At 42.4% G+C, this 13,165-nt stretch carries 15 protein-coding genes; 13 read left to right on the top strand and 2 right to left on the bottom strand.

Going from position 1 to position 13,165, the window contains the following annotated elements; genetic code table 11:
* Positions 1–29 precede the first annotated feature (29 nt).
* Entirely contained in the window at positions 30–2,312 is a 2,283-nt protein-coding gene (locus ACNORC_RS12890; RefSeq protein WP_418336062.1) for a transglycosylase domain-containing protein, read from the bottom strand.
* 181 nt (positions 2,313–2,493) lie between these two features.
* Between ACNORC_RS12890 and ACNORC_RS12885 the strand changes: the two genes are divergently transcribed.
* From ACNORC_RS12885 to ACNORC_RS12870, 4 genes are all read left to right on the top strand, one after another.
* Complete coding sequence (locus ACNORC_RS12885; protein WP_418336061.1) at positions 2,494–3,351, top strand: SdiA-regulated domain-containing protein; 858 nt, start codon at positions 2,494–2,496, stop codon at positions 3,349–3,351.
* Between the two features lie 4 nt (positions 3,352–3,355).
* Positions 3,356–4,066, top strand: coding sequence for a TVP38/TMEM64 family protein (locus tag ACNORC_RS12880; RefSeq protein ID WP_418336060.1), 711 nt, complete (start codon positions 3,356–3,358; stop codon positions 4,064–4,066).
* A 177-nt stretch (positions 4,067–4,243) separates the two neighbouring features.
* Positions 4,244–4,666, top strand: a complete 423-nt coding sequence (locus ACNORC_RS12875; RefSeq protein ID WP_418336059.1) for a hypothetical protein — start codon at positions 4,244–4,246, stop codon at positions 4,664–4,666.
* Between the two features lie 250 nt (positions 4,667–4,916).
* Positions 4,917–5,330, top strand: a complete 414-nt coding sequence (locus tag ACNORC_RS12870) for a hypothetical protein (protein ID WP_418336058.1) — start codon at positions 4,917–4,919, stop codon at positions 5,328–5,330.
* Positions 5,331–5,381: 51 nt separating this feature from the next.
* Here ACNORC_RS12870 and ACNORC_RS12865 read toward each other — a convergent pair whose 3' ends face one another.
* Complete coding sequence (locus ACNORC_RS12865; RefSeq protein ID WP_418336057.1) at positions 5,382–6,665, bottom strand: dipeptidase; 1,284 nt, start codon at positions 6,663–6,665, stop codon at positions 5,382–5,384.
* A gap of 220 nt (positions 6,666–6,885) precedes the next feature.
* Here ACNORC_RS12865 and ACNORC_RS12860 point away from each other — a divergent pair, with 220 nt between their 5' ends.
* The 9 genes from ACNORC_RS12860 to ACNORC_RS12820 all read left to right on the top strand — a co-directional run bounded on the left by ACNORC_RS12860 (position 6,886) and on the right by ACNORC_RS12820 (position 13,147).
* Positions 6,886–7,731 carry a hypothetical protein gene (locus ACNORC_RS12860; protein WP_418336056.1) on the top strand — a complete coding sequence of 282 codons (846 nt, stop codon included), beginning with the start codon at positions 6,886–6,888 and terminating at the stop codon, positions 7,729–7,731.
* Between the two features lie 115 nt (positions 7,732–7,846).
* Entirely contained in the window at positions 7,847–8,374 is a 528-nt protein-coding gene (locus ACNORC_RS12855; RefSeq protein WP_418336055.1) for a hypothetical protein, read from the top strand.
* A gap of 35 nt (positions 8,375–8,409) precedes the next feature.
* The gene (locus tag ACNORC_RS12850) at positions 8,410–8,541 is read left to right on the top strand and encodes a hypothetical protein (RefSeq protein ID WP_418336054.1); all 132 of its coding nucleotides are present in this window, start codon (positions 8,410–8,412) and stop codon (positions 8,539–8,541) included.
* A gap of 167 nt (positions 8,542–8,708) precedes the next feature.
* Positions 8,709–9,272: a hypothetical protein gene (locus tag ACNORC_RS12845; RefSeq protein ID WP_418336053.1), complete on the top strand. Its 564-nt coding sequence runs from the start codon at positions 8,709–8,711 to the stop codon at positions 9,270–9,272.
* Position 9,273: 1 nt separating this feature from the next.
* On the top strand, positions 9,274–10,218 hold the full coding sequence (locus tag ACNORC_RS12840) for an alpha/beta hydrolase (protein WP_418336052.1): 945 nt from the start codon (positions 9,274–9,276) through the stop codon (positions 10,216–10,218).
* A gap of 121 nt (positions 10,219–10,339) precedes the next feature.
* A complete protein-coding gene (locus ACNORC_RS12835; RefSeq protein ID WP_418336051.1) occupies positions 10,340–11,698 on the top strand; it encodes an outer membrane protein assembly factor BamB family protein in 1,359 nt (452 codons plus the stop codon).
* A 30-nt stretch (positions 11,699–11,728) separates the two neighbouring features.
* Positions 11,729–12,127, top strand: coding sequence for a hypothetical protein (locus ACNORC_RS12830; protein WP_418336050.1), 399 nt, complete (start codon positions 11,729–11,731; stop codon positions 12,125–12,127).
* Positions 12,128–12,146: 19 nt separating this feature from the next.
* Positions 12,147–12,749 carry a CDP-alcohol phosphatidyltransferase family protein gene (locus ACNORC_RS12825; protein WP_418336049.1) on the top strand — a complete coding sequence of 201 codons (603 nt, stop codon included), beginning with the start codon at positions 12,147–12,149 and terminating at the stop codon, positions 12,747–12,749.
* 53 nt (positions 12,750–12,802) lie between these two features.
* Positions 12,803–13,147, top strand: coding sequence for a DUF7670 domain-containing protein (locus ACNORC_RS12820; protein WP_418336048.1), 345 nt, complete (start codon positions 12,803–12,805; stop codon positions 13,145–13,147).
* The last annotated feature ends 18 nt before the right edge of the window (positions 13,148–13,165 follow it).

The raw sequence follows: 13,165 nt of genomic DNA, 5'->3' as shown, positions 1-13,165 counted from the left end.
GCTTCCTTTACGGAAGCTTTAGTTTAGCCTTACTTTCCGTTTTTGCCAAACAAGCCTTTGATCTTGGAAAAAAGGCCTTTTCGATCTTCCTTTTTCTTTGGTTTATCGGCACGTGTGAACAAGCGTTCAAAGAAGTTGTCTCTTTTCTCCGGCTCACAGTTTAGCATCATTTGCACTTCAGGTGACGGGTTTTCAAAACGTGCCGCTGTAATTCCTTCAAAGGCAGGGTCTGCATTCATCTTTTTCATTAGCAATGCAAAGGCCGGCAAAGCCGAATTGGCACCCTGACCAATAGCGGTGGAAGGAAAACCTATTCGGTGATCATCGGTACCTGCCCAGGTCACGGAAACCAGGTTAGGAGTGATCCCCACAAACCAGCCATCTTTATTATCCTGTGTGGTTCCGGTCTTACCGGCTATGTCATTGGATAATCCGTATTTATGACGTAACCTGGCTGCCGTTCCATCATTAACAGTGGCCTTCATCATTTCGATCATCACCTGGTTAGTCGTTTTCGAAAAAGCAGCTTTTTCAGCTACTTCAGGCTCAAACTCAGCCAGAGTATTTCCGTACTTGTCTTTGATTCGGGTGATGTAAAATGGCTTAACCGCGTGTCCTTTGTTGGCGAAGCTGGCATACGAACCTGCCAGTTCTGCCGCACTCATTTCCGCAGTACCAAGCGCAATGGAAGGGTAGGGCGGCAGCTTTGGGAATCCCATTTCTTCTGCCTGTTCCAGCACATTCTGCAATCCTACCGTAAACAATACTTTTACAGCAATGGTATTGATAGAATGACTAAGCGCTGTCATCATTGGATAGTTCATGTATGGATCTTCTTCTGGCCCTGAATTTTTTGGGGTCCAGCCGCCGTCATAGGTAACTTCGCGCACCGAGAAATAGGTGCAGGGATCAATTCCGGCTTCTACCGCAGCGGTATACACCACAGGTTTAAAGGTAGATCCTATCTGTCTCCGACTTTGAGAAACGTGGTCATATTGAAAATATTCATGATTGATACCTCCAACCCATGACTTCACTTCTCCCGTAGAAGGTTCCAGGTTGATCATTCCAATGTTCAGGAATTTCATATAATGCTGCAGGCTATCGGCTATGCTGGCAGAAGTGATCTTATTTCCCTCCCAGTCGAATAGCTCCATATCTTTTTTCCGGTTTAGGGAATCCAGAATTTCCTCTTTTTTAAGGCCTGCGGCTGCCAGTTTTTTATAAACGTCGCTTTCCTGTAGTACTTTGTTTACAAAGCCCTGCTGTTTCCAGGGAGCCCTGTTTCCATAAGCACGTTCATAATGCTTCTGCAGTTCGCTCATATGTTCTTTTACTGCCTGCTCGGCCAGCAGCTGCATATCATAATCCAGCGTAGTAAAGACCTGCAGACCGTCGCGGTAGATGTTATAAGGTTCTCCTTCGGAATTTTTCAGGGTATCCAACACGGCCATGACATCTTTCTTGACCTGTGAACGGAAATAAGGCGCTACGCCATTGTTGTTTCCGAAGAGCTGATAATCGAGTTCCAGCGGCTGTTTTTTGGCTTTTGCAAAATCTTGTGGAGTGAGGTATCCGTACTTCTTCATTTGTTGCAGAACCACATTCCGTCTTTCCCGGCTACGATCGGGGTATAGTCTGGGATTGTAGTAATGAGAAGCTTTTAAGGTTCCCACCAGCGTTGCCGCCTGTTCCAGGTTAAGTTCTGAAGCAGGGGTATCAAAGAATTTCCTCGCGGCACTCTCTATTCCGTAGGTGTTATCACTAAAAGGAACAGTGTTGAAATACAGTCCCAGGATCTCTTCTTTTGAATAGATATCTTCCAGGCGACGGGCAATAATTGATTCCCGCAGTTTGTTGACTACAATGCTCAGGTGGCCGTAATCATCCCTTCCGTAAAGATTCTTTGCCAGCTGCAGGGTAATGGTACTTCCCCCGCCCGAAGAACGGTCCTGTAAAAGAATGGTCTTAATGAATACGCGAAGCAGGCTTCGGCTGTCAATACCCTCATGATCATGGAATCGAACGTCTTCGGTAGCGATCAAAGCATCGATGAGATGTTGTGGCAGTTCTTCGAAAAGTACCGGCTGCCGGTCAAAAATGTAATATTTTCCAATGAGTTCTCCTTCCGAAGAAAAAACTTCGGTGGCCTCACTTTGTTTTAAATTCTGTAACTCGGCCGACTGTGGAATTTTTCCCCAGAATCCCCAATAGATACTCAGGTAAAAAAGTCCGCAAATTAGTAATAGCCCTAAAAAAGAAGCTGCGCCCCACTTTAATAGGGGGCGGAGCCTCACTTTTTTCATTTTCATAGCAATTATTTCTCTATAGCCTAACGACCACATTTCGCAAATCGTTTGTCAGCCACAAAATCTTATGAAAACATTGTGCCGAAATGTGAAGCAGCAGCAAATGCTTTAAAGAATTACTAATATTTGATAAGGAAAATTTAAAGTGACAGGGAAGGGCAAAGAGTTTTCTTATCTTGGAGCTATGGGGGTAAATAAGACAGTTACTTTGATCACCACCGGCCTTTTGGTCTTCATTGCCATCCTGGTAGGGCTTTATGAGTATGTCAAAAAAGATTACTCTCGGGAACCTTCCGAAGAAGTCGAAATTTTGAGAACCTGGAGATTGCCTGCCCAACTTAAGGAGGTCTCGGGAATTGCATTTTTGGATGACGAGCGCATCGCATGTGTGCAGGACGAAAAGGGTGTGATCTACATTTTTAATCTTCGCAATTCTAAGATCGAAAAGGAAATCAATTTTGAAGGCAAAGGAGATTTTGAAGGTATTGCCCTCAATGGCTCTACGGCCTATGTGGTAGAAAGCAACGGCAGGATTCACGAGATCAGGAATTTTCTTGACGAGGAGCCCCAGTTCGAGGAATACAGTACTGATCTGAGCGGGGAGGAGAACGTGGAAGGTCTCTATTTTGACCGCGGAAAGAATCGGCTGTTACTGGCTTTAAAGTCTGAAGACCTGCATTCAGATAATTACAAAGGTATCTATGCCTTTGACCTTCAGCGGAAGGAACTGGAGGAAGGTCCTGTTGTAAAGCTCACTTTTGAAGGAGAAGGTTTTGAGAATTATGAAGATAAGGATGTAGAGGAGCGTTTTTTCCCTTCAGAACTCAACCGCGACCCGAAAACAGGAAATTTGGTACTGCTTGACGCCGAAGATCCTCGCCTGTTGTTCGTCAATTCTTCCGGAAAAACAATTAAATTATACAACCTTAACACAACTGATTTTCCGCAGCCTGAAGGCATATCCTTCGATAGTCAGGGTGAAATGTTCATCTCCAACGAAGGAAATCCCGGTACGATACACCGGGTGCGGATAAACCAATGATCCTATGCCTGAGCCGTCAGAAGCTACTTCCGTAACCAAAAGCAAAACTCCGTTATATACTTCCCTGGGAATTGTTGCCGCCCTGGTGCTGAGTTATTTTTTCATTCCGCAGGTACAGCATTTCATGGACACTGCCTGGAGTGTGCTCACCAGCGGTAACGAGCAACGGGTTCACGAATGGGTGGGGCAGTTTGGCTGGTTTGGACCCGTGGTGATCGTGCTTACCATGATCCTGCAAATGTTCCTGCTGGTGGTGCCCACGCCGGTACTCATGGTGGTCGCTATTGTAGCCTACGGGCCCATCTGGGGCAGTCTTATTCTCTTCGCAGCCATTTTCATAGGTTCTACTATTGGATACCTGATTGGTCGTTATTTGGCGCCGGTAGTGGTTGAAAAGCTCATTGGTAAGAAAACTGAAAAGAAGATCGCGTCTTTCATTGATGATTATGGATTCTGGACCGTGATCGTGGTGCGGCTAAGTCCGTTTCTCTCCAATGACGCCATCAGCTTTGTTGGCGGTATCCTTAAAATGGGTTATTGGAAGTTCATTGGTGCTACCATGATAGGGATCTCCCCACTCATCATTTTTATCGCCTATCTCGGCGGAAACTACGAGCGCCTCAAAACCGGACTCATCTGGACATCTGTTATTAGCCTGGTATTGTTCATCGCCTTTGTATGGTGGGACAAAAAGGTACGGAAAGACAAACCATAAATCCCATTTTTGAAACCTTTACACCTGAACCTCTGCTGAAGATGCAGTTGTTCAATCATTTGCATTTCAGTCATTTAATAAAAATTAGTTATCTTTAACAGTCCCTTTTAGACGAACCAGGGTAATTCCCGGATGCTCCCTTTATAATAGCATTTTTCCGAAGTAAAATTTTAAGTGATGAAGAACAGGATAAGCGTACCGGCCATTCTCCTGCTCCTTATGGCGTTGTTCGTGCTACAGGCGTGCAATGTGTACCACAAGAGTGCCGTAAGCGTGGAGGAGGCCGTACAGGCACAGGAACGGGTAAAGATCGTGACCACAGACAATGTCTTCTACGAGTTTAAGAGATTACAAAGAAAGGATGACCAGTTATTGGGAGTTACAAAGCCCGGCTCAGACACTGCCGGAAAGCTCAAAGGTTACGAACAGATCTTTGATGGCAAAAACGTGATGATCCCTCTGGACGAGAACAGGATCGAATCTGTCTATCTGCGTAACAAGTCAAAGTCTAATTTGCTCAGTTACGGAATCCCTGCTGTATTGGTGGGAGGAGCATTGGTCATTGTAGCGGCAAGTTCAGTTCCGGTTTCCGGGTATTAATGGTAAAAAGCGGCTGGTTACAACCCGAAAAAGCTCTCGTGAGCAGCTAATTTGTTGTAAATAAATTCCTCCTAAATAGAGAACCAGTCATAATTTGTTTATAACTTAACTATTCGTAAAGCAAAAGGACACGTCTACTCCTTTTTAAAATCTCCTTCGAAGCCTCCTTTTTTTGACCCGGCGGTATGTCCGCCTTTCCCCTGTTTGAGACATTTTATCCTATTGAGTACTAACTTAAAAATAATGTGCTATGAAAAATTTTACCAACACACTCGTAACAGGAATCCTCATTTTATTGATCTCCGGCTGTAACGTCTACCACTCTGGTACAGCAAGTGTAGATGAGGCTGTGGAATCTGATAACCGGGTACGAATTGTGACTTCAGACAATGTATTCTATGAATTCAAAAAACTGCAAAGGGAGAACGGAAAGATAGTAGGAGTGGCCGGCAAGGATTCCGATACTGCCAAAATGCTGCTCAACAGGCCGCATACAGAAGATGGCCGCAACCTGAGATTCCCTTTTGAGGAAGATGAGATCCTTGCGGTATATCTGAAGAACAGGCAAATGTCCAATGTCGTCTCCTTTGGCGTACCACTGGTAGGCGCTGCTGGGCTCATAGGTGTTACTTCTGATGGTTTCCGGCCAGATGTCGGGAACTAGAATATAAAAAAAGGCTCCCTTGCGGAGCCTTTCTCTTTTGTACTCATTTTTCTATCCCTGAAGATCGCGGGCCACCGCCTGCACCTCGTCCAGTACGCGCAACAGGTTCTCACCCCACAGTTTGGCGATCTCGTCTTCGGTATATCCTCTTCGCACCAGTTCCAGCGTCACATTAAAGGCTTCCGAAGCATCATTATAACCTTCCACACCACCGCCGCCATCAAAGTCGGAGCTGATGCCCACATGGTCAATTCCAATTTTTTCTACCAGGTAATCAATATGGTCCACAAAATCTGAAACATCTACCGGCGGTACTTTTTCCTTCAGCTTCTGTAGCTTGGGCTGTGCCAGTTTACGCACCTTCCGGTATTTCTCGGAATAGGCTTCGCGTGCCTCATCGTCCAGCTCTTTCAGCTCTTCCCACTTTCTTTTCTTAAATCCTATTTTTTCACCTACTTCGGCTATCACCTGGTCTGCCGCGGCATTGTAGGCATTGTGCTTTTCAGTGCTAAGGTAAGAACGGAAGGCTACGGTTTGCACCACGCCACCATTCTCTTTTAACCATTGCAGCTGTTCATCATCAAGGTTGCGGCTGTGATTGCACAGGGCGCGGGCAGAGGAGTGGGAGGCGATAAGCGGCGCCTTTGACAGTTCGATCATTTGCCGCATAGACTCTTTGGAAGGATGTGACACATCGATCATCATTCCCAGCCGGTTCATTTCCATGACGACTTTCCGGCCCAGCGGACTCAATCCATTGTGCAGCCATTTGCCGTCAGCTTCTCCCGTATTGGAATCACAAAGCTGGCTGTGCCCGTTGTGGGAAAGCGACATATAGCGGGCGCCAAGATCATAGAACTTTTTGACATTTTTGATGTCGGTACCAATGGGATAGCCGTTTTCCACGCCTATCATGGCTACCATTTTCCCCTCAGCCACCAGGTCACGTACTTCCTGTGAAGTGGTAGCGAGTCCTATCTCCTCCGGAGCAATCTCTCCGGTAAGCCGGTGAATGGCTTCAAACTTGGAAATGGCATTTTCGTAAGCTTTTTTATAACCTGCAGGAGTTAGTTCCTCCTGACCGGTATACACGATAAGCCAGGTGACATCCATACCGCCGGATTCCATTTTTGGTAGGTTCACCTGTGTGTCAAGATCCTGGGTGTAATTCTTTTGGGCGGTGAAATTGTTGACGTTGATATCGTTATGGGTGTCAATGGTGATCACCTTCTCGTGAATACGGCGAGCTTTTTCCCGCAGTTGTTCTTCGGAAGTCTGCGCCCGCGCCGAAAAAGCGGCGAACAGCAGCAGCAAAAAAGAGCTTGAAAATTTCATGATTCGAGGTTTAAAAGCTCAAAGTAGCAATAATTTTTCAAACCCGGGGCAGGGAAGGGGTTATCAACCGGAAGCTGTTGAAAACTAGCGTACGAACTCCCCTACAGCAGCAGCTTCTTTTGGTATCTTGTGGGAGATTAGTGGTATCACCTGATTATTACTAATAAAAGAAAGGTATTCTTGGGGTAAAACGAGTTAGGTGCAAGGCCAGAATTTTCAAATGAAGAACAAACCTATTACAAAAGAAACTAAAAAAGAACTAATCAATTTAACTGATCTCGCATTAGAAGAAGTTTCTAAAGAATTAGATAATACTAGAAAATTTATTAATGAATTTGCGCTAGCTAAAAAAAATATTTTAAACACAAGACCTAGCAGTAAATTGCTTGAAGATTTGGAAAGTCATTTAGAATATAGACTTCTAATAATACTAATATACTTGGATTTAGCTTCGGCCATAAGAGCATTTCTTCATTCTAAACATTCCTACCAAAGAAAAACTCATATACGGCAAATCATTGTTATTCTAAATGAGGGTTTTAAACAGATATTTAATTTCATAATCGTCAATGATAAAGGAGACCAAATTAAAAAATATAGAAATAACTCATTTTGGATAAAGGAAATAGGTTCAATTGTGAAAAATTCAATGCCAGAATTAGAAAAAGATTTTAACCTAATTTCGGATAAGCTTGAGAATTATTCAAGGACTAATATCCCATTAAAAACTCAAAGAGACCTATCAATTCATTACGATAAAAAACCAAGTAAAGTATATGACATGATTGACAGTTTGAACGTAAACAAAACGTTTCTTCAAATGGTACCATTTCTAGACATACTAAACAAGATGAATAATTTCTCTAGGCAATTATTGGAAAGTACGTATGAAAAACAAAAGGTCCAACTTAAACAACTACATAAAGAAGTAGATCAGTTAATTCAAAAACTGGAAAATCTGGCGTTAGAAAATAAGCCAGGAACTAACCATTATGAAATTACTGACTTAAAAAGACAAGCTGTTCAAATTAAAAATCACATTACAAAAAATAAGCCCTGTACCTAACAATGAATAACACAAATTACGGAATACCTCTCAAAAATGACATTTTTGACTACCTTTAAAAAGATAACTTAACGGACAAGTTCCTGTCTCCCTCACCAATCTAATAGTTATTAAAATGAAAACTAAAATTCTCATCCTTATCATCTTCATTTTAAACTGTGGTCTCTCCTTTGGTCAATCCACCCAATTCGACAAAATAAATTTTATAATCGGGCAATGGAGTGGTACGGGAAGCGGATTTGGCAATGACAGCTCAACAATCGAATCCAGTTTTGAGCTCGTTATGGACGGTAAATACATCGAAGTTCAAAATGATTCACGGTTTGAACCAACTGAAAAGAACCCTGAAGGGGAACATCATATTGATAAAGGCTTTATTAGTTATGATAAGAGAAGGCAATTAATTGTATACCGGCAATTCAATAACGAAGGGTACATTAATCAATATGTTTTGAATGACTCTTTATCTAACGGTACAAAGCTGGTCTTTGAATCGGAGATCATAGAAAATTTTGTTCCGGGAGGAAAAGCCCGTTGGACCATTGAGAAAAAGTCGGACACCCAGATAGAGACGACTTTTGACGTCTCTTTCCCGAATAAAGACTATACTTGTCTTGGAGTAAATAAACTGACAAAAAAATGAAACCAGCTCCTTTAAAGCATTAACATTAAGTTACTATGGAAAACCTGATCTTTCTCGGATTATTTTTAGTGGTCATTTACCAGATCTACTCTACTCATAAAAATGTCAATAAGCTGGTGGCTCAAATTGAAGATCTCAAAAACAAGATCGATCAGCTTCAGAAGTAGACGACTTTAGTCATGCTTCTATGTAAATTAAATGCACTATACCTGTTCTTAGTTGTTATTGCCTAACCAGTAAGTATTTAGGGCTGTAGCATTATCGTATCCTTTTGATTTTCGGGCAAATGCCTTTCAGTTATTATACACGCATATAATTACACTAATTGATCAATATGACCAAAAACTTTGTTTTAGTCTTTCTTTTTTGCATGCCGGCCCTTTACTTACAGGCTCAGACTACTGAGACACAAGAGGCCTGGCTCGGAGAATTAAAGGGCGGGATCAGAATACAAAAAGCCCATGAACTTTATTGGGAAAACGGTTTTACCCTGGATCTCACCAGCCCTAAACTTCTGGATAACAGATTTCATTTGGGAATGAGCTATGTGACTTCCCGCCTTGGAAGTGCCATGGGTTCTAATGCTATCAAGCAGGATAATTTCCTGCTAAGCCTTGGTTACCACTTTCGCCCTGAAAAAAAGCTACAGCCTTTTACGCGTCTAAATACAGGATATTTTCATTCTGATTATGAATATGACATTTTTCGGGACCTGGACAATAATGCACTGCTCTTTTCGGTAGACGCAGGATTGTCCTATGAATTCAAATTTCCCATAACCCTTGATCTAAGCGTAGGGTACAACTTTAACACCGGAGACGGCTCTGAAGGACCTGGTACTCTTTTTCCGCTTTTTTACCAGATGAGTATCTATTACACCATATTAAATAAGAAATAAAATGAGATCAAGAAATACGGTTTTCAGACTCCTGGTAATTTCCTTTTTATTCCTTACTTCCTGCTCATCAACTCCGGATATCGACAATGAAACGATGCTGGACGGAGATCAGATCTTTGATCCGTCACTTTATGATCCGGCCAGGTACCTCGTATCAGTTTCGATTGAAAGTCCTGATGAAGTTCAAAAGAATACTCCTGTTGTAATTGCTGTGCATGGATATTCGGCTTCAACCTTTGAATGGGATGAATTCAGGGAATATTCAGATGCGAATGCCGATATACTGGTTTCACAGGTGTTGCTGGGGGGACATGGCCGTACTTATGAAGAATTCAGAAATTCAACCTGGAAAGACTGGCAGGAACCCATCATGGAAGAATACAACGCCCTCCGTGAGAAAGGATACACAAATATTAACTTTGCGGGTTCTTCAACTGCATGCCCTTTAGTGCTTGACCTTATCAAGAAAGGTGACATTGGGGATAGCGGCATGAAAAACATCTTTTTAATTGATCCTATAGTTATACCATCTGATAAAATGCTCAGCCTTATTGGCTTATTGGGCCCTATGATAGGATATATAGAAACTTCCAATTCGGCACTGGAAGATATTCACTGGTACCATTTCAGGCCGCAGGAAACCCTGAATCAGTTAATGGATTTGATAAGTAAAGTGCGCAAAGATCTCGAAAATGGCTATAGGTTGCCTGCAGGCACTCACCTCAAGGTCTATAAATCTATCAAGGATTCCAGTGCGGATCCCGTGAGTGCCGTCCTCATTTACAAAGGATTGAAGAACAGGGATGGATCAGCTATAGATTTAGAAATGCTTGACTCAAAGCTCCATGTGGTTACCAGATTGGAAGCCCGGGAAAATGTTACCCAAAAGGATCGTGAAATTCAGAAGCATGTTTTTGACGATATGCTCATGTTCCTTGGGCAATAGGATAAAAACAGCTGTGTTTAAACTTTTTAAACAACCGGAGTTTTAGTTATCTTTATGGTGCTAATTAACCCGCCATTTCGTATTCCGAAAATATTTGGCCCCAGTCTAAATAGAAAATACGATGAACAATAAACTTATAAGGCTCAGCTTATTTCTAACCCCCGTTGTAGTCCTTCTTCTTTTTTATTCTTTTAAGGACGAGTCAGCCACAGCACCCGGGGAAAGCAGTATGTTTTTAGGAAAAAAAGAACATACCCCGGAGTATAAGTCTGTTGCAGTTAAAAAGGAACCCCACCTCTTGTGGAAATTCAAAACAAACGGACAGGTCATTTCTTCGCCGGTAATTGCCGACAGCCTTGTTTACATTGGAAGCAATGACAAAAACCTTTACGCGCTTGACAGCTCATCCGGAGAACTCATCTGGAAATATGAAACAGGTGGTGCCATTAATTCTACCCCGTTAATAGCAGATGGGAAAGTCATGTTCCTGAGTTATGATGGATTCTTTTATGCTTTAGACGCCGCTAATGGTAAGCTCCTGTGGAAGTTTGAAACCGGTGGAGAATCAAAGTTCAAGGTCAAAGATTACTTCAATGGTTCCTTTAAACCGGACTTTTGGGACTTCTATCTCTCTTCGGCAGTGGTGGAGGGCAATACCGTTTATTTTGGTTCCAGTGATACTAATATCTACGCGCTTGATATTAAGACCGGCGAAAAGATCTGGAATTATACTGCAGGTGGAAGTATTCATTCTTCACCTGCAATAGCTGAAAATTCTCTTGTAGTAGGTTCCTGGGACGGCAATATTTACTGCCTTGATATTACCACAGGTGAGGAAAAATGGAAGTATTCTACCGAAAAAGATCTTAAATCCTATATCTGGTTGGGAGTGCAGGCTTCCCCTTCGATAGACAATGAAGTGGTTTATATAGGTTCCAGGGATGCGAAATTTTACGCACTTGAGCTTGAGACGGGGCAGCCAATATGGGTGCAGGAGGATTTCAACAGGTCCTGGATGCCGAGTTCTGCTGCTATAGGTAAAGAAAATATCTACACAGGCTCTTCCGATTCTTTCAGCTTTTATTCTATTGACAAGCAAACCGGAGCCATTAATTACGCCACAAAAACCAATGCTTATACCTTTTCAAGCCCTGCCATTGACAACGAAATGGCTTATATAGGTTCCTCAAACGGAAGGTTATATGGTATCGAGCTGGAAAGCGGAGATATAAAGTGGCATTTTAAAACTGGCGGAATAAAATCAGACACCATCAGATTGTTTAACGAGCAGGGCTTTATGGACGTGGAGAGATACAGGGAGCTCACGAAAGACATTAAAGATATGCCCAGGCTGTCGGCCTTTATGAACGAAGCTTTTGTTAACACAGGAGCCATTTTATCTTCTCCTGTTATTTCCAACCGGGTCGTCTATTTTGGCAGCTCTGATGGATATGTGTATGCGATCACTGATAAACCCTAAAACATCATTGTAAAATAATCTCATCGAAATATGGAATTTTTCAGGCTTATTAAGACTCCCATTTCAGAAAAGGGTATTCAGGAATTTACAGACTTCAATAATCTGGAAGCCATAAGCAATGAACTTTTTGTGATCGGAGATCAAAACCAGACCGAAGCAGAGATTGGAGGATTATGGGGAGAATTCACCCTGATCAGGAATGAGATAAGGGGAGGAGTGCGTTTTGCTTTAAAGGAATGTCCCAATGCACTGGCGTGGACGATCACCACCGGTTTTTCTCCGGATCCCGAAGCCATAGTGATCCACCTGACCATCAACCGTCAGGAAAAAGAAGCATCCTTTCTGGAAGAAGTAGAGGAATTCCTGGATGACCACTGTAAATGCATTGAAAAATTCCTTGCTCCTCAATTAGCATTGGAACAGAATTGATTCCGGAAACCCCCTCCTAATGAAGAAAATTCCGTTTTTACTTATTTACAGCAGGATCCTAATTGGCTTTATAATAGGAGTAATCGCTTTTCTTGAGATCCAACATCAGGCTATCTGGATCGTGGTTTTGATGTTCCTGGGTTTGCTCACAGATGTATTTGACGGTATAATTGCCCGAAACCTGAACGTTGCGACAGAAAAATTACGAATCTGGGATTCAAATGTCGACCAGTTCTTCTGGCTTATGGTGATCGGTTCCATCTTCTATTTGAATTTTGACTTTATTCAGGAAAACCTCTTGTGGATTGGGCTCGTGGTGTTCCTGGAGATCCTGTGTTACCTGGTGAGCTATCTAAAATTTCGAAGGCCCATTGCTACACATTCCATACTCGCAAAATTATGGACACTTACGCTACTGGCATTTCTTATTGATCTGGCGTTAAACGGGAATAGTTTTGTACCTTTTGTTATCTGTGTTGTATTGGGAATAGTTTCCAGAATAGAAATAATTCTAATTATTCTAAAACTGAAAAAATGGACAACAGATGTGCCTTCGGTTTTTTCAGTTTCTAAACTTAATCGTGGGCTCCCGATAAGGAAAAATAAATTATTTAATAGCTGAAACCGGAAAGGAGGAGAAGTATAATTTTCACCAAACCTGAAATATAGTTTACCATGAAGACCTTTCGCAATGTTTTACGTGTTCTGCTTTCTCTCGCGGCTATCATTTATGTGCTGGTCTTTATTGATGAAGCGTTTCCACCTTATGATCCCGCCACAAGAGAATCAGATATAGGAATAGTAATGGTTTTTGTACTCTTTCTTTGGTTCCTGGCAGCCTATATCTTTCTATGGAAAAATGAGAAGATCTCCGGAATCCTTTTTACCACCTGGTGGCTGGCGCTCCTGTTAACGGCCTGGTTCATTTGGGTCTATGGAAATGTGACCGTCATACTGGGACTCCCGGTTTTTATAATGGGAATTCTTCTTCTCGTATATGACGGCAAAAAAGGTAAATAGCCCTTGGGAAGGCAGGGA

It is taken from the genome of Salinimicrobium soli, from assembly GCF_048323655.1.
GTDB lineage: Bacteria > Bacteroidota > Bacteroidia > Flavobacteriales > Flavobacteriaceae > Salinimicrobium > Salinimicrobium soli.
Note: the sequence above shows the minus strand (reverse complement) of the source record. Positions and strands in the feature narration are given on the sequence as shown.